This window comes from Nocardioides conyzicola (assembly GCF_039543825.1).
In the GTDB taxonomy this organism is placed as follows: domain Bacteria; phylum Actinomycetota; class Actinomycetes; order Propionibacteriales; family Nocardioidaceae; genus Nocardioides; species Nocardioides conyzicola.
The window spans coordinates 44094-60001 of sequence record NZ_BAABKM010000001.1 but is presented as its reverse complement, the minus strand read 5'-3'; the positions used below and the strand labels follow the sequence as shown (position 1 = coordinate 60001).

Below are 15908 nucleotides of genomic sequence, written 5' to 3'. Positions count from 1 at the left end.
CACTGGTCGGGTGAGAGATGTGGTGGTGCTCGGCAGCACGGGCTCGATCGGCACGCAGGCGCTGGACCTGGTCCGCGCCAACCCGGACCGCTTCCGGGTCGTCGGGCTGACCGCGGGCGGGTCCCACCGCGAGCTCTTCGACGCGCAGGTGGCGGAGTTCCGGCCGGCGTACTCCGGGCTCGGCGAGGAGGCCTCCACCGAGGCGGCCGGACGCGACTGCGACGTCGTGCTCAACGGCATCACGGGCGCGGTCGGGCTGCGTCCCACCCTGGCCGCTCTCGACGCCGGCAACACCCTCGCGCTCGCCAACAAGGAGTCGCTGATCATGGGCGGCCCACTGGTCCTGGACCGCGCCAAGCCGGGCCAGATCGTGCCGGTCGACTCCGAGCACAGCGCCCTGGCCCAGTGCCTGCGCGGCGGGACTCCCGAGGAGGTACGCCGGCTCGTGCTCACCGCCAGCGGCGGGCCCTTCCGCGGGCGGACCCGCGAGCAGCTCGCGGAGGTCACGCCCGAGCAGGCGATGAACCACCCGACCTGGGACATGGGGCCGGTCATCACCATCAACTCCGCGACCCTGGTCAACAAGGGCCTCGAGGTGATCGAGGCCCACCTGCTCTTCGGCATCCCGTACGACCGGATCGAGGTCGTGGTCCACCCGACCAGCGTCGTGCACTCGATGGTGGAGTTCGTCGACGGCTCGACCCTGGTGCAGGCGAGCCCGCCCACGATGATGATCCCGATCGCCCTCGGCCTCGCCTGGCCGGACCGGGTGCCCGACGCGGCCCCGTCCGTCGACTGGAGCCGGCCCGAGACCTGGGAGTTCTTCCCGCTCGACGACGATGCCTTCCCGGCGGTGGCGCTCGCCCGCGCGGCAGGGGAGCGCGGCGGCACCGCCCCGGCGATCTACAACGCGGCCAACGAGGTGTGCGTCGAGGCCTTCCGCAACGGTCGTCTCGCCTTCAGCGAGATCGTGCCCACGGTTCAGGCTGTTCTCAGCAGTGACGACGTACCCTCTGAGGGGCAGTCGATGACCGTCGAGGACGTCCTCGCGGCCGACTCCTGGGCGCGCGACGCCGCCACCGAGAGGATCGAAGACACCCGATGACCGGCCTGTTCTACCTGCTGGGCGTGGCGATCTTCGTGCTCGCCATCCTGGCCTCGATCGGGCTCCACGAGCTCGGTCACATGATCCCGGCGAAGAAGTTCGGCGGGAAGGTCACGCAGTATTTCATCGGCTTCGGTCCCACCGTCTGGAGCAAGCAGGTCGGGGAGACCGAGTACGGCGTCAAGGCGGTGCCGCTCGGCGGCTACGTCAAGATCGTCGGGATGCTCCCGCCGGGCGCGGCGGAGCTCGCCGACGAGGTCACCGTCGACGCCCAGGGCAACCAGGTCGTCCGGGTCCGCAAGTCCAACACCGGCATGTTCACGCAGCTCATCTCGGACGCGCGCGCGGCCGAGTGGGAGACCATCAAGCCCGAGGACTCCGACCGCCTCTTCTACAAGATGGCATGGTGGAAGAAGGTCATCGTGATGGCCGGCGGGCCGACGGTGAACCTCCTCATCGCGTTCTTCATCTTCGCCGGCGTCTTCGCGACGTACGGCAACCCCAGCGAGGCGAAGCCCTACAGCCCCGTGGTCAGCGAGGTCGTCGACTGCGTGCTGCCGGCGGCCGAGCTCGACCGCACCTGCGCGGCCACCGACCCGGTCGCCCCCGCCAAGGCCGCGGGCATCGAGAAGGGTGACCGGATCGTCTCCTTCAACGGCACTCCCTTCACGAGCTGGGACGCCATGCAGGACCAGATCCGCGGCAACGACGACGGTGCCGCGACGATCGTCGTGGAGCGCGACGGCGAGCAGCTGACGCTCACCACCAACACGACCGTCACCGCCCGGCCGACCTCGATGACCGACGACAAGCTGACCCAGGTCGGCTTCCTCGGCGTCAGCCCGACCTTCACCGGGCTGGTCACCGGCGGACCGCTCTACACGATCGAGCAGATGGGCGGGATGACCAAGGACACGGTCGTCGCGCTCGGCACGCTGCCGCAGAAGGTGTGGGGTGTCGCCGAGGCGATCGTCGGTGTCCACCCCCGCGACCCGAACGGACCCGTCAGCATCGTCGGCGGCGGCCGGATCGCGGGCGAGACGGTCTCCGAGGAGTCCTTCCCGGTCAAGGAGAAGGCCGTCTTCCTGCTGATGCTGGTCGCCGGCTTCAACTTCTTCATCGGCATGTTCAACTTCATCCCGCTGCTGCCGCTCGACGGCGGCCACATCGCCGGTGCCCTGTGGGAGGCGGTCCGGCGTGGCTGGGCCCGCCTGCGCGGTCGTCCGGACCCCGGGTACGTCGACGTCGCGCGGCTGCTGCCGATCGCCTACTGCGTGGCCGCCTGCCTGCTCGTCATGGGCATGGTGCTGATCGTCGGGGACCTCGTCGTCCCCGTGCGGCTGCAGTCGTGACCCCGGCCTAGGATCGAGACATGACCGAGATCAACCTGGGGATGCCCGAGGCGCCGCCGCCCGTGCTCAACCCGCGCCGCAAGACCCGCCAGATCAAGGTCGGCAAGGTGGGCGTCGGCAGCGAGTCCCCGGTGTCCGTCCAGTCGATGACGACGACGCTCACCTCCGACGTCAACAGCACCCTCCAGCAGATCGCCGAGCTCACTGCCACCGGGTGCGACATCGTCCGGGTCGCGTGCCCCAGCCAGGACGACGCCGACGCGCTCGCCGAGATCGCCCAGCACTCTCAGATCCCGGTGATCGCGGACATCCACTTCCAGCCGAAGTACGTCTTCGCCGCGATCGACGCCGGCTGCGCCGCCGTACGCGTCAACCCGGGCAACATCCGCAAGTTCGACGACCAGATCAAGGAGATCGCACGCGCCGCGAAGGACCGTGGCACGTCGATCCGGATCGGCGTCAACGCCGGCAGCCTCGACAAGCGGATCCTCGAGAAGTACGGCAAGGCGACGCCCGAGGCGCTCGTCGAGTCGGCGGTGTGGGAGGCCGGGCTCTTCGAGGAGCACGACTTCCACGACTTCAAGATCTCCGTGAAGCACAACGACCCGGTGGTGATGGTGCGGGCCTACGAGCTGCTGGCAGAGGCCGGCGACTGGCCGCTGCACCTCGGCGTGACCGAGGCCGGTCCGGCGTTCCAGGGCACGATCAAGTCGGCGACCGCGTTCGGTGCGCTGCTCTCGCAGGGCATCGGCGACACGATCCGGGTCTCCCTGTCGGCCCCTCCGGTCGAGGAGGTCAAGGTCGGCATCCAGATCCTGCAGTCCCTCAACCTCCGACCGCGCAAGCTCGAGATCGTCTCGTGCCCGTCCTGCGGCCGCGCCCAGGTCGACGTCTACACGCTGGCGGAGCAGGTGACCGCCGGCCTCGAGGGCATGGAGGTCCCGCTGCGGGTCGCCGTCATGGGCTGCGTCGTCAACGGACCGGGGGAGGCCCGTGAGGCCGACCTCGGCGTCGCGTCCGGCAACGGCAAGGGCCAGATCTTCGTCAAGGGCGAGGTCATCAAGACCGTGCCGGAGTCGCAGATCGTGGAGACCCTGATCGAGGAGGCCATGCGGATCGCCGAGGGCATGGAGGCCGTCGACGGTGCCGCGGCGTCGGTGACCGTCTCCTAGCAGCGCGTCGGCTTGGTGGCTCCGGGCTGCAGGCACGCCTGCACGATGCGCGGTGCCTTGCCCTTGCGGACCGTGAGGACGGTCGACCGCCCGATCGCCTTGGGTGCGGTCACCCGGACCGAGACGTGGACGCCCGGCCGCAGCTTGCTGCCCTTCCAGAGCGCCGCCCCGAAGGAGCGCTGACCCTTCTTGAGGTGCCGGAAGGTCTTCGCCTTGAACGGGCAGCCCTTGCCGGAGCACGTGATCGCGACCGTCTCGCCCCCGCGCAGCTTGGCCAGCCTGAGCTGCTTGATGACGGTGGTCGAGCCGTGGGTGACGGAGAACGTGGTGGTGACGGCGAGCCTGGCCGGCTTGGTCGTGAACACCACGTCGGTCCCGACCGTGGAGCCTTCGCCGTTGGTGGCGCGCACGCGCACGTGGTAGCGAGTGCCCGGCTTGAGGCCGGTCAGCTTCCTCGCCACGGTGACGGGCGCGCCTCCGGCGGCCAGGGTCTGTGCGGGCGTGGTGCGGCCGTAGGCGGTGGACGTCCCGTAGTCGAAGACCACCTGGGTCGCGTTGCCCTGGGGACTCACGGTGGCCGACGCCGTCGCACCCGTGGAGGCGACGGAGCTGGCCGGTCGCGAGGTCACCCGGGGCGCGCTGTTGACGAACCGGAGGATGCGTGACTGTCCTTGGTCGGTGACGTAGAGGTCGCCGGCCGGCCCGTCGACGACGCTGAACGCCTGGGCGCCGGCCGGCAGGTCGTAGAAGGTGCTGGAGCTGCCGTCGGAGGAGATCCGCACCAGGTTGCCGCTCTCCTTGCCGGTGGCGTAGACCCAGCCGTCAGCGCTCGCCACGATGCCGAACGGGGAGCCGAGCGTGCCGCCCGTCAGCGGGACGACTGTTGCCGTGCCGAGGTTCTGGGTGGCCGGGAAGCGGAGGATCTGCGACGAGTTGTACGCCGTCACCCAGAGCCGTCCGGCGCCGTCCGCGGCGATGCCGTCAGGCCCGGAGCTGCCGGACGGCATCGCGACGGTGCCGTCGAGGACCAGGGTCCGGCCGAGCGCAAAGCGGCGTACCGCATCGCCGTCGTAGTCGGGGGCGAAGAGGTGCCCGTTGGTCACGGCGAGGTCGAAGACCAGTCCGGCGCCGACATCCGCGGCCACGACGTCCGTGCCGTCGTCCTTGACGGAGCCGAGCTTGCTGGCTCCGCTGCACGAGAAGTACATCCGCCCGTCGCCGCCGGACGCGATGGCGGCAGGTCCGCAGCCGGATGGCGTGGGCACGTCGTGGGCGGTGGGCGAGGCGGAGGCAGCGTCGATCCAGACGAGCTTGTCGGCCCCGGTCACGGCGACCCACACCGTGCCCCCGGGACCGGTGGTCACGGCCGTGGGGTTGGCGCCGACCGGGAGGCTCGCGAGGGGCGCGCCCGTCGGGGACAGCTGCGCGACGGTGTCGTTGAACTGCTCGGCGACCCACAGGTTGCCGTCCGGGCCGAGCACGATCCCGTTGGTGGCCGACTCCGTCGCGAAGGGCTGCACCGTAGCGGCGACCACAGGTGCGGCAGGTGCCATGGCGACCGCGAGGAGCAGGGACAGGCCAGTCGCCGCGATGCGGGTCGTCGGTCGCATGGTCGGGACCCTACGTGAGCCGGACCCGCAACGGTCCTCTCCGAGGGGTCCCAATTTCCGGCGGGATCAGGCCGGTGCGTCGTACGCTCCCGCCATGTCTCGGCTCCTGTTGCTGATCATTCCGTTCGACGACGACTTCCTCGAGCCAGGCATGGACAGCATGGACGATCCCGGTATCCCGGGGTGGTTCGTCGCGCTGTTCGTGCTCGTCCTGGTGGCGGGGGTCGGCGCGTCCATCTGGCGGGTCAGCGCCGCGCAACGGATGGCGCGTGACGCGGGGATGAGCGAGAGCGACGCGACGGCGGTGGCGCTGCTGTCCGACGACGGCCTGGAGGCGACGTACCTCGCGGCCAACCTGCGTCAGCCGCCCGTGCCCCCGGCGGCCGAGCCGGCCGCGGCACCGGCGAGCACGGCCGCCCGGTTGGTCGAGCTGCGGCAGCTGGTCGACCAGGAGCTGATCACGATGGAGGAGTACGAGAAGCGCCGCCGCGAGATCATCGACTCCGTCTGAGGTCGTCGTCACATGGACGTGATCTAGGCTCCTGCCGTGCTCACGACCCGCCACGGCGTCCGCCCTCTCGGGGCCGCGGACCTGGACGCCTTCCTGGAGCTGGCGCGCCGTGATCCGGTGGTCAACGTGTTCGCCGACTACCGGGCCACCACCACCAACCTCGAGCCGCGCTGGCTCGGCGGCGAGATGTGGGGCCGTTTCGAGTCCGGCGAGCTCGCCGCCGCCTGCCACGTGGGCGCCAACCTGGTGCCGGTCTCGGCGAGTGTCGACGACGCCGCTGCCTTCGCCGAGCGGGCGCTGGCCCGCGGTCGCACGGTCTCCACGATCGTCGGGCCGCAGGAGGCCGTGCGGAGCTTCTGGAACGGCGTGGCCGGCTCGTGGGGCCAGCCGCGCGAGGCGCGGTGGGACCAGCCGCACCTGGAGATCGCAGCCGGCCCGCTGGTCGCTCCCGACCCGCTGGTCCGGCGTACGACGCGCGAGGACATGGCCGAGCTCTACCCGGCCTGCGTCGCGATGTACACCGAGGAGGTCGGGGTCTCGCCCGAGTACGGCGGCGGTGCCGACCTCTACCGCGCGCGGGTCGCCCAGCTGGTCAACCGCGGGTGGTCGTTCGCGCGCTTCGACGACCAGGGGCGGCTCGTCTTCAAGGCGGAGGTCGCGTGCGCGACGCCGTACGCCGCCCAGGTGCAGGGGGTCTTCGTGCCCGCCGACCGGCGCGGGCTCGGTCTGGCGACCGCCGGCATGGCGGCCGTGGTCCAGCTGGTGCGCCGCGAGATCGCGCCGGTGGTCTCGCTGTACGTCAACGACTGGAACACCTCGGCGCGGGCCGTCTACGAGCGGGTCGGCTTCCGCGAGACGGCGCGTTTCGCCACCGTGATGTTCTGACCGCCTCGTAGGCTCGCGGCCATGGCCCTCCCACGCAGCGTGAAGTCCCTGGCCCTCGGCTTCGCCGTCAGCGGCACCGTCCACCTGGTCAAGCCGGAGGTCTACCTCCCCCTGATGCCGGCGTGGGTGCCCGCACACCGCGAGGTGATCCTCGCCAGCGGCGTCGCCGAGCTCGCCTGCGCTGCCGGCCTCGCCGTACCCGCCACCCGCCGGGCCGCAGGCTGGGCCAGCGTCCTCCTGCTGCTCGGGGTCTATCCGGGCAACATCAAGATGGCCACGGACTCGCTGAAGACCAAGAACACCGGCCTCAAGGTGGCGTCCTTCGCACGCCTGCCGATGCAGCTCCCGATGATCCGGGCCGCCCTGCGCGCCGCCCGCGGCTGACGGCTCCGTGCTGCGCGTCGGCACGGGGCGGCGGTGAGCAGGCAACCGAATGGTGCCGACTGTGGCCGTCGAACGGTTGCTGGCACACCGCTGGCCGCGGCGCCGGCTCGGAGGCGGTGAGCAGGCAACCGAATGGTGCCGACTGTGGCCGCCAAACGGTTGCTGGCACACCGCTGCCAGCGGGACGCGGTGGTTGTCCACAGGCGAGCGGCTCGCTGTTTCGCTCCGGCGCATGTCGGGGAATGATCGGCGACGTGAGCCGTACTCGGGCGGCACTCACCGCCTTCACCCTCCTGTCGGTGCTCGGCCTGGCCGGGTGCACCGACGACGACCCTGAGCCCAAGTTCGCGCCGCCGTCGTCGGAGGCGCCGACCTCGCCGAGTACGTCGGCCGCTGCAGCTCTCAGCCCTGAGGACACCGTGCGCGCATGGGTCGACGCGCAAAATCTCGCGATGACCTCGGGAGACTCGACGGAAGTGCGGTCCCTGGGTACCAGTGACTGCGAGTCATGCGACGGTCTCATTGACCCGATTGATGCAGTGATCGACGCAGGTGGACGGTTCGAGACCTCGGGGTGGACAGTAGATCGCGCTAAACAGGTCTCCGACAATTCGGACGAGACGACTGTGAAGGCAGCCGTGACGATCGCAGCTGGGCGCACCTACAACTCGTCGGACGCGGAGCCGGTTGTGTACGGGGTCGATCGGTCGATCCTCCAGTTCAAGTTGCGGCAGACCGATGGTCGCTGGCTCGTTGCGTTCGTGGGCTTTCTGTCATGAGGCCGATTGCATGGCTTTGCGCCGGGCTTCTCGCCCTCGGAGTGCTGTCGGTGCCCGACGAAGCGAGCGCGGCTTGCGAGTGGGTTCGCACGGAGCAGATGGTGAGCGGCACTATTCGAATCAAGTGGGAGCGGCGGTGCGACAGTGCAAGCGAGAGCTCATCGATTGGCTATGTGGCGCCACCACGTGACTCCGACTGGGATCGAGTTTGCGTCCGTAGCGCGCTCGAGATTGATGCCGACCCAGGACGCTACTGCGACCTGCCGCCGGAAGGCGGTGCAGCGCCGACCGTGACCCCCGGCTCGATCGCGCGAGCCTTCCGACGCATCCCGCTCCCCGAGGCGAAGCTGGTGATCCAGCCGCCGAACGGCCGCACGTTGGTGAACTTCGAGACGAACTTCTACACCGAGCAGGGTGAGTTCACCCGCGCGGTGACGCTGCTGGGGCAGCGGGTGGAGCTGCGGATCTGGCCGGCGTCGTTCGGGTGGCGGTACGGCGATGGTGAGTCGGAGCGGACGACGAGCCCGGGGGCGGCGTACCCGGACCTGGAGGTCACCCACACCTACCTCCGCAAGGGGCGGGTGAGCCCGAGCGTGGACACGACGTACGCCGCCGAGTTCCGCGTCGGCGGCGGTCCGTGGCGCGACGTCGCGGGCACGGTCACGATCCCGGGCACCCCGCAGCAGCTGCGGGTGGTCGAGGCGCGACCGGTCCTCGTCGGCGGCTGAGTGGTTACTGGTTCGCTGGCGAGCGCTGCCCGCAAGTAACCTCTCCGCATGATCATGCGGATGTCGAGCCTCTTCGTACGGACCCTTCGAGAGGACCCCGCGGACGCCGAGGTCCCGAGCCACCGGTTGCTGGTGCGCGCGGGCTACATCCGCCGGGCGGCGCCCGGCATCTACACCTGGCTGCCGCTGGGCCTGAAGGTGCTCCGCAAGATCGAGGGCATCATCCGCGAGGAGATGGACGGCATCGGCGCGCAGGAGCTCAGCTTCCCTGCGCTGCTGCCGCGCGATCCCTACGAGGCGACCGGCCGGTGGACGGAGTACGGCCCCAACATCTTCCGGCTGCAGGACCGCAAGGGCAACGACTACCTCCTCGGGCCTACCCACGAGGAGATGTTCACGCTCGTCGTGAAGGACCTCTACGGCTCCTACAAGGACCTGCCGCTGTCGATCTACCAGATCCAGACCAAGTACCGCGACGAGGCGCGCCCCCGCGCGGGCCTGCTGCGCGGTCGCGAGTTCATCATGAAGGACTCCTACTCCTTCGACGTCGACGACGCCGGCCTGGAGGCGAGCTACCAGAAGCACCGCGACGCCTACATCCGGATCTTCGACCGGCTCGGGTTCGAGTACGTCATCGTCTCGGCGATGTCGGGCGCCATGGGCGGGTCGATGTCCGAGGAGTTCCTGGCGGCGGCCGAGAACGGCGAGGACACGTACGTCCGGTGCAGCAGCTGCGACTACGCCGCCAACGTCGAGGCGGTCCGCGTGCCGACGCCCACACCCGTGGCGTACGACGACGCGCCCGCCGCGCATGCCGAGCAGACGCCCGACACCCCCACCATCCAGACGCTGGTCGACCACCTCAACGCGGCATTCGCCCGCGACGACCGGCCCTGGGACGCCGCCGACACGTTGAAGAACGTCATCGTCGTGCTGCGCCACCCCGACGGTGTGCGGGAGCCCCTGGCGATCGGCGTGCCCGGCGACCGCGAGGTCGACCTCAAGAGGCTCGACGCGCAGGTCTACCCCGCCGAGATCGAGGCGTTCGACGAGAAGGACTTCGCGGCCCACCCCATGCTCGCCAAGGGCTACATCGGCCCCGGCGTGCTGGGCGAGAAGAACGCGTCCGGCATCCGCTACCTCGTCGACCCCCGCATCGTCGAGGGCACCCGCTGGGTCACCGGCGCGGATGTCGCCGGCAGCCACGTCATCGACCTGGTCGCCGGTCGGGACTTCACGCCGGACGGGACCATCGAGGCCGCCGAGGTCCGCGAGGGGGATCCCTGCCCCAACGGCGACGGCACGCTGCACACGGCGCGCGGCATCGAGATGGGCCACATCTTCGCGTTGGGCCGGAAGTTCGCCGACGCGCTCGACCTCAAGGTGCTCGACGAGAACGGCAAGCTCGTCACGGTCACGATGGGCTCCTACGGCATCGGCGCCTCCCGCGCGGTCGCCGCGATCGCCGAGGGCACCCTCGACGAGTTCGGTCTCGTCTGGCCCCGCGAGGTGTCGCCTGCCGACGTCCACATCGTCGCCGCCGGCAAGGACCCCGAGCTCTTCGCGGCGGCCGAGCGGATCGCGCACGAGCTCTCGTCCCTGGGCATCGAGGTCCTGTACGACGACCGCACCGGCAAGATCAGCCCCGGCGTGAAGTTCAAGGACGCCGAGCTGATCGGCGTCCCGACCATCGTCGTGGTCGGCAAGGGCCTCGCCGACGGCGTGATCGAGGTCAAGGACCGGGCGGCCGGCACCAACGAGCAGGTCGCGGCCGACCACGTCGTCGACCACGTGGTCAGGCTCGTCAGGTCCTGACGGCGAGGCCCTCGAAGAGACGGAGCAGGGCGGCGCCGACCTCGCGGAGCGCCTGCTCCCGATCCTCGGCCCGCGCCGCGTAGAGCGTCCCCTCCTCGAGAGCGCCGACCAGCAGGTGGGCGAGCGGGGTGACCGGCTGCGGCTCGAAGACGCCGGCCGAGATGAGCCCGGAGACCGCGCCCTCGACCAGCCCCACGGCGTACCTCCGGCCGATCTCGCGCCACCTCTCCCACCCGAGGGCGGCCGGCGCCTCGATGAGCACGATCCGCTGGACCTCGGGGTTCATCGACGCGCGCAACCAGGCGTCGATGCCCGCCTGCACCGCGACCATCGGACCGGCGTCGAACGCATCGGCGAACGCGACGTCGATCTCCGCGGTCAGCTCCGCCTCGACCTGCTCGTAGACGGCCGCGAAGAGCTCCTCCTTGCCGGCGAACTGGTGGTAGAGGGCGCCCCGGCTCACCCCAGCAGCGCGCGCGATCTCGTCGGTGCCGACGCCGGCGTACCCGCGCTCGGCGAAGAGCGGCCGGGCCGCGGTGACCAGGGCCGCGCGGGTCGCCGCGGACCGCGCCGGCTGTGTTCTCTTGCTTTCCATACAACCTGTCCGTAAGTTACGTACACCTTGTATGAAACGTAGCGGAGGCGAGCATGACCGAGACGCAGAAACGCCGGACCGTCGACCTCCCCACGGGCACGGTCCACTATCGGGAGTCGGGGCCGGTGGACGGCGCCGTGGTGGTCTTCCTGCACGGCTTCCTGGTCGACGCCTCGGTCTGGGGCGACGTCCCCGGACGACTCGCCGAGCGCGGGTTCCGGACGGTGGCCCCGACCCTGCCACTGGGCGCGCACCCGAGCTCGATGGCGCCGGACGCGGACCTGTCGCCGCGGGGCGTCGCGCGGATCGTGCTGTCGCTCCTCGCGACCCTGGACCTGCGCGACGTGATCCTGGTCGGGAGCGACACCGGGGGAGCGGTCGCCCAGCTGGTCGTGGACGAGGACCCGTCGCGCATCGCCCGGCTGGTGCTCACGAACTGCGACGCGTTCGAGGTCTTCCCACCCTTCCCCTTCGACCTGCTCTTCCGGCTGGCGCGGCATCCGCGGACCATGCTCGCGGCGGTCCAGCCGATGCGCGCCGGACGGATGCGAGCCAGCGTGCTCGGCTTCGGCGGTCTCGTCCGGCGCCGCCTCGACGCGGCGGAGACCGAACCGTGGATGAGTCCCTACCTCCGCGACCCCGGCGTACGGCGTGACGTGGCCGCGTTCGCACGTGCCTGGCGTCCGGGTGAGCTCGCGGAGGTCGGCGCCCGGCTGTCGGGGTTCGAGCGACCCGTCCTGCTCTGCTGGGCGCCCGAGGACCGGTTCTTCCGGATCGAGCTCGCGCACCGGCTGGTCGCCGCGTTCCCGGACGCCCGCCTGGTCGAGATCGCCGACGCCCGGACGTTCGTGTCGCTCGACCAGCCCGGACGGCTGGCCGACGAGATCGCCGGTTTCGCGAGCTGACGCAGGCCCCTTTAGGTTGGCGCCATGGCTGGGATCGACGCGGTGATCTTCGACTGGGGCGGCACCCTCACCCGGTGGCACGACGTGGACTTCCACGCCGAGTCGCTCGCGCTGGCCCAGGCGGTCAGCACGGACCACGACGTCGAGGTCTCCCGGGAGCGCCTGCACGCGGCCAACGAGACCATCTGGGGCCGCTCCCGCGACCACCAGCAGAGCGCGACCGTGGCCGACCTCTTCACCGAGGCCGGGCTGGAGCACGACCCCGACCTGCTCACGGCCTACTACGAGTTCTGGGAGCCGCACACGCTCACCGACCCCGAGGTCGGTCCGCTCTTCGAGGCGCTGCGGACAGCCGGCATCAAGGTCGGCGTGCTCTCCAACACCATCTGGCCGCGGGCGTGGCACGAGGGCTTCTTCCGGCGCGACGGGGTGCTCGACCTCATCGACGGCGACGTCTACACCAGCGAGATCCCGTGGACGAAGCCGTCACCGGACGCGTTCCGGGCGGCGATGGACGCCGTCGGTGCGACGGACCCCGCGCGCTGCGTGTACGTCGGCGACCGCCTCTTCGACGACGTCTGGGGGGCCCAGAACGCCGGGCTGCGCGCCATCCACGTCCCGCACAGCGTGATCCCGCCGACCCAGGTCGGCCACACCGAAGGGTCGCCGGACGCGGTCGTGCACCGGCTGTCCGAGATCCCGGCCGTCCTCGCCGGCTGGTCCTGAGGACCCTCCCGCTGCAGATTTCTGCACTTTTGTGCAATGCAGAAACGTGAGTCTGGCGCTCTCTCGCGCCGAACGGGGCCCGTGTTGCATGCTTTTGCAAGAGCGAGGACCGCCAGTCCCCCCACATCCCGGCGGATCTCGTTCTCGGGCCTCAAGTCCAGGCCTCAGCGGTCCGCGTACCCACCTGCTCCGGGGAACATCTCGGGAGTTCCTCGGAGGGTGAGTACGCGGACCGCTGTCTCGTTCAGGGCCCCGATCGCCCACCGGCGCAGGTCGTCGACCGTGTTCGCCACCAGCCAGGCGTACGTCGTCGCGCAGGACTGCTCGGTCTCGCGCGCGACCCGGGCGATCTGCCCGGACCGGTCGAGCCCGGACGGCACGTCGTACGCCGCCTCCGCAGCCACCGGGTCGCCACCGAGATCGGTGATCGCGGCCGTCAGGTGGTCGCGGTAGAGGCGATGCGCCTCGAAGGACGCCGTCACCGCGGTGGACAGAGCCGGGTCGGCCGACTGCGAGACCCGGCCGCCGAGCGTGCCGAGGACGTACATCGCAGCGTGCTCGGCCGCGAGGGTCGTCTGCAGCGCGTCGACGCCGGGGGAGCCCGTGCTCACAGGACCACCAGCTGCTGCGACACGGCCGCCGACATCGAGGCCAGCAGCCGGGCCAGCTGCCCGCTCTCGGCGGTCATCGCGGCGCCGACCAGGAACCGCTGGAGCTGCTGCTCCGAGCGCCGGAGTCGCGGCAGGGCAGCCCGTCCCGGCACCGGCGGCTCGGCATCGAGCGCGTCGAGGTGCGCTGTGTGCATCGCGACCAGGCCCGGCACCCGCCCGGCGAGAGCGGCGGTCGCCGTGATCCTGGCCACCACCTCGTCGACGAGCGATCCGTCCGGATCGTCGGCGCTGGCGGGGCCGGCTGGGCGTGCGGTGCCGCAGGCCGATGCGAGCCCTGCGCCGGCCACGCCGGCCGTCAGCAGAATGCGGCGCGAGAGCTGGGGATCGACAGGCACGGCGCCGACCCTATCTCCGTGCGGGCGATGCTGGCCGGAGCCGCTATCGTGGACGATCAACAACAGCACAAGGAGGTCGCCCGACCGTGAGCAGCACCAACCAGGACGCCATTCGGGACCGGATCGAGGCTGAGCTCGACGACCCCCTACGTGCCCTGGGCCTCGACATCGAGGCCGTCGACATCACCCCGGCCGGCAAGCGCCGGATCCTGCGGGTCGCCGTCGACAAGGATGGTGGTGTCACCCTCGACGAGGTCGCCGAGGCGACCCGCGAGGTCAACCGGGTGCTCGACGACTCCGACGTCATGGGCGAGCAGCCCTACACGCTCGAGGTCACGTCACGTGGGGTCGACCGCCCGCTCACCCTCGAGCGCCACTGGCGCCGCAACGCGAGCCGGCTGGTCAAGGTCACGCTCGTCGACGGCGAGAGCCTCACCGGCCGGATCCTGGAGGCCGCCGCGGAGTCGGTGACCCTGGAGGTCAGCGGCGAGCGGCGTGACGTGGCGTACGCCGACGTCAAGAAGGCGCTGGTCCAGGTGGAGTTCAACCGGCAGAAGTCGGACGACGAGGAAGAGGAGGAGGCCTGATGGACATCGACATGAGCATCCTGCGCATGCTCGAGCGGGAGAAGGAGATCTCGTTCGACGTGCTCGTGGAAGCGATCGAGCAGGCACTGCTCACCGCCTACCAGAAGACTCCCGGAGCGCGCGACAACGCCCGCGTCGAGCTCGACCGCAAGAGCGGCCACGTCACCGTGCTCGCCTCCGAGGTCGACGACGAGGGCAACGTCGTCGGCGAGTACGAGGACACCCCCGAGGGCTTCGGCCGGATCGCCGCCACCACCGCGAAGCAGATCATGCTCCAGCGCCTGCGCGACGCCGAGGACGACATCCGGTTCGGCGAGTTCGCCGGCAAGGAGGGCGACATCATCTCGGGGATCATCCAGCAGGGCCGCAACCCCGACGACGTGATGGTCGACCTCGGCAAGATCGAGGCCATGCTGCCGGTCGGCGAGCGGGTCCCGGGGGAGCGCTACGAGCACGGCATGCGCATCAAGTGCATCGTCGTGTCGGTCCGCAAGGGCATGCGCGGCCCCCAGGTGACGCTCTCGCGCTCGCACCCCAACCTCGTCAAGAAGCTCTTCGCGCTCGAGGTGCCCGAGATCGCCGACGGCACCGTCGAGATCGCCGCGATCGCCCGCGAGGCCGGTCACCGCACCAAGATCGCGGTGATGTCCGCCGCGCCGGGCGTCAACGCCAAGGGCGCCTGCATCGGCCCGATGGGATCGCGGGTGCGCAACGTGACGTCGGAGCTCCACGGCGAGAAGATCGACATCATCGACTGGTCCGAGGACCCGGCCGAGATGGTGGCCCACGCGCTGTCGCCGGCCCGGGTCAACTCGGTCGAGATCATCGACCTCGAGGCCCGGTCGGCCCGCGTCGTCGTCCCCGACTTCCAGCTGTCGCTGGCGATCGGCAAGGAGGGCCAGAACGCCCGCCTCGCCGCGCGCCTCACGGGCTGGCGGATCGACATCCGCTCCGACGACGAGGTCCCCGCCGAGGGCTGATGTTCGTCATCGGTGACGGCCCGACCGGCGTGCTGGTGCTCTCCGGCTCCAGCGGCCGGGTCGAGGAGGACCGCTGCCGGGTGCTGGCCGCCGCCGCCGGTGCCACGGCCGCGTCGTACGCCTGGTTCGGCGAACGCCTCGACCGCGTGCCGCTCGAGTCGTTCGACGACGCGCTCAGCCTGCTCCACGGGCGCTGCGACCGCCTGGTGGTGCTCGGCACCTCCCGGGGCGCCGAGGCGGCGCTGCTGCTGGGCGCCCTCCACCCGGAGGTCGACGCGGTCGTCGCGATCTCGCCCAGCGACGTCGTCTGGGCGGCGCTGTCGACCGAGCGGCCGCAGCGCTCGTCGTGGACGCGTGGCGGCGAACCGTTGCCGTTCGTGCCGTACGACGACTCCTGGGCGCCGGTCGGCGACCCGCCGGAGTACGTCGGCCTCTACGAGCACTGCCTCGAGGCGTACGCCGACCGGGTGCCCGCCGCGCGGATCCCGGTCGAGCGGATCGGTGGGTCCGTGGTGCTGGCCGCAGGCGGCGACGACCGGCTCTGGCCGTCGCTCGACTTCGCGGAGGAGATCGTGCGCCGCCGCACCCACGCCGGCCTGGAGACGACGGTGGTCAGCCACCTCGAGGCCGGCCACCGGGTCGTGCTCCCGGGCGAGACCCCGCCGGCGCCGTCGCACCTGGCCCACGGCGGCACCCCCGCGGCCGACGCCGAGCTGGGTCGCCGGCTGTGGCCCGAGGTGCTGCGCGTCCTCATGGCCTGAGCAGCGC

18 protein-coding genes are annotated in these 15908 nt (G+C 71.0%); 14 read left to right on the top strand and 4 right to left on the bottom strand.

Annotated elements, in window-relative coordinates:
• Positions 1–10: 10 nt before the first annotated feature.
• Genes ABEA34_RS00305 through ispG form a run of 3 tightly spaced genes read left to right on the top strand, consistent with a single transcriptional unit; the run spans position 11 to position 3629 of the window.
• Entirely contained in the window at positions 11–1105 is a 1095-nt protein-coding gene (locus ABEA34_RS00305; RefSeq protein WP_345518066.1) for a 1-deoxy-D-xylulose-5-phosphate reductoisomerase, read from the top strand.
• Complete coding sequence (locus tag ABEA34_RS00300; RefSeq protein ID WP_345518064.1) at positions 1102–2457, top strand: M50 family metallopeptidase; 1356 nt, start codon at positions 1102–1104, stop codon at positions 2455–2457. The genes ABEA34_RS00305 and ABEA34_RS00300 overlap by 4 nt, the downstream gene beginning before the upstream one ends.
• 20 nt (positions 2458–2477) lie before the next feature.
• Positions 2478–3629 carry a flavodoxin-dependent (E)-4-hydroxy-3-methylbut-2-enyl-diphosphate synthase gene (ispG, locus tag ABEA34_RS00295; RefSeq protein ID WP_345518062.1) on the top strand — a complete coding sequence of 384 codons (1152 nt, stop codon included), beginning with the start codon at positions 2478–2480 and terminating at the stop codon, positions 3627–3629.
• Here the strand turns inward: ispG and ABEA34_RS00290 are convergent.
• Positions 3626–5239, bottom strand: coding sequence for a Vgb family protein (locus ABEA34_RS00290; protein ID WP_345518060.1), 1614 nt, complete (start codon positions 5237–5239; stop codon positions 3626–3628). The two genes, ispG and ABEA34_RS00290, sit on opposite strands and share 4 nt — an antisense overlap.
• A 94-nt stretch (positions 5240–5333) precedes the next feature.
• Between ABEA34_RS00290 and ABEA34_RS00285 the strand changes: the two genes are divergently transcribed.
• The 6 genes from ABEA34_RS00285 to ABEA34_RS00260 all read left to right on the top strand — a co-directional run bounded on the left by ABEA34_RS00285 (position 5334) and on the right by ABEA34_RS00260 (position 10341).
• Positions 5334–5750 carry a hypothetical protein gene (locus ABEA34_RS00285; RefSeq protein WP_345518058.1) on the top strand — a complete coding sequence of 139 codons (417 nt, stop codon included), beginning with the start codon at positions 5334–5336 and terminating at the stop codon, positions 5748–5750.
• A gap of 36 nt (positions 5751–5786) precedes the next feature.
• Positions 5787–6635 (top strand): GNAT family N-acetyltransferase, encoded by an 849-nt coding sequence (locus tag ABEA34_RS00280; RefSeq protein ID WP_345518056.1) that lies wholly within the window; start codon positions 5787–5789, stop codon positions 6633–6635.
• A 21-nt stretch (positions 6636–6656) separates the two neighbouring features.
• Positions 6657–7019, top strand: a complete 363-nt coding sequence (locus tag ABEA34_RS00275; protein WP_345518054.1) for a DoxX family protein — start codon at positions 6657–6659, stop codon at positions 7017–7019.
• A gap of 242 nt (positions 7020–7261) precedes the next feature.
• A complete protein-coding gene (locus ABEA34_RS00270) occupies positions 7262–7798 on the top strand; it encodes a DUF6318 family protein (RefSeq protein ID WP_345518053.1) in 537 nt (178 codons plus the stop codon).
• A gap of 350 nt (positions 7799–8148) precedes the next feature.
• Positions 8149–8526 (top strand): hypothetical protein, encoded by a 378-nt coding sequence (locus ABEA34_RS00265; RefSeq protein ID WP_345518051.1) that lies wholly within the window; start codon positions 8149–8151, stop codon positions 8524–8526.
• A 48-nt stretch (positions 8527–8574) separates the two neighbouring features.
• Positions 8575–10341: a proline--tRNA ligase gene (locus ABEA34_RS00260; protein ID WP_345518049.1), complete on the top strand. Its 1767-nt coding sequence runs from the start codon at positions 8575–8577 to the stop codon at positions 10339–10341.
• Here ABEA34_RS00260 and ABEA34_RS00255 read toward each other — a convergent pair.
• Complete coding sequence (locus ABEA34_RS00255) at positions 10331–10936, bottom strand: TetR/AcrR family transcriptional regulator (RefSeq protein WP_345518047.1); 606 nt, start codon at positions 10934–10936, stop codon at positions 10331–10333. The two genes, ABEA34_RS00260 and ABEA34_RS00255, sit on opposite strands and share 11 nt — an antisense overlap.
• Positions 10937–10989: 53 nt before the next feature.
• Here ABEA34_RS00255 and ABEA34_RS00250 point away from each other — a divergent pair, with 53 nt between their 5' ends.
• Together ABEA34_RS00250 and ABEA34_RS00245 are read left to right on the top strand one after the other, a co-directional pair.
• On the top strand, positions 10990–11841 hold the full coding sequence (locus ABEA34_RS00250; protein WP_345518045.1) for an alpha/beta fold hydrolase: 852 nt from the start codon (positions 10990–10992) through the stop codon (positions 11839–11841).
• Between the two features lie 24 nt (positions 11842–11865).
• Positions 11866–12567 carry an HAD family hydrolase gene (locus ABEA34_RS00245; protein ID WP_345518043.1) on the top strand — a complete coding sequence of 234 codons (702 nt, stop codon included), beginning with the start codon at positions 11866–11868 and terminating at the stop codon, positions 12565–12567.
• A 164-nt stretch (positions 12568–12731) separates the two neighbouring features.
• On the opposite strand, the gene ABEA34_RS00240 is transcribed toward ABEA34_RS00245, so the two are convergent.
• Positions 12732–13178, bottom strand: coding sequence for a ferritin-like domain-containing protein (locus tag ABEA34_RS00240; protein ID WP_345518041.1), 447 nt, complete (start codon positions 13176–13178; stop codon positions 12732–12734).
• Complete coding sequence (locus ABEA34_RS00235) at positions 13175–13573, bottom strand: hypothetical protein (protein WP_345518039.1); 399 nt, start codon at positions 13571–13573, stop codon at positions 13175–13177. The genes ABEA34_RS00240 and ABEA34_RS00235 overlap by 4 nt, the downstream gene beginning before the upstream one ends.
• A gap of 86 nt (positions 13574–13659) precedes the next feature.
• Here ABEA34_RS00235 and rimP point away from each other — a divergent pair, with 86 nt between their 5' ends.
• The 3 genes from rimP to ABEA34_RS00220 are packed head-to-tail and all read left to right on the top strand — an operon-like array spanning position 13660 to position 15901.
• The gene (gene rimP / locus ABEA34_RS00230) at positions 13660–14160 is read left to right on the top strand and encodes a ribosome maturation factor RimP (protein ID WP_425576840.1); all 501 of its coding nucleotides are present in this window, start codon (positions 13660–13662) and stop codon (positions 14158–14160) included.
• On the top strand, positions 14160–15140 hold the full coding sequence (nusA, locus tag ABEA34_RS00225; protein ID WP_345518037.1) for a transcription termination factor NusA: 981 nt from the start codon (positions 14160–14162) through the stop codon (positions 15138–15140). The genes rimP and nusA overlap by 1 nt, the downstream gene beginning before the upstream one ends.
• Positions 15140–15901, top strand: a complete 762-nt coding sequence (locus ABEA34_RS00220; protein ID WP_345518035.1) for an acyl-CoA thioester hydrolase/BAAT C-terminal domain-containing protein — start codon at positions 15140–15142, stop codon at positions 15899–15901. The genes nusA and ABEA34_RS00220 overlap by 1 nt, the downstream gene beginning before the upstream one ends.
• The last annotated feature ends 7 nt before the right edge of the window (positions 15902–15908 follow it).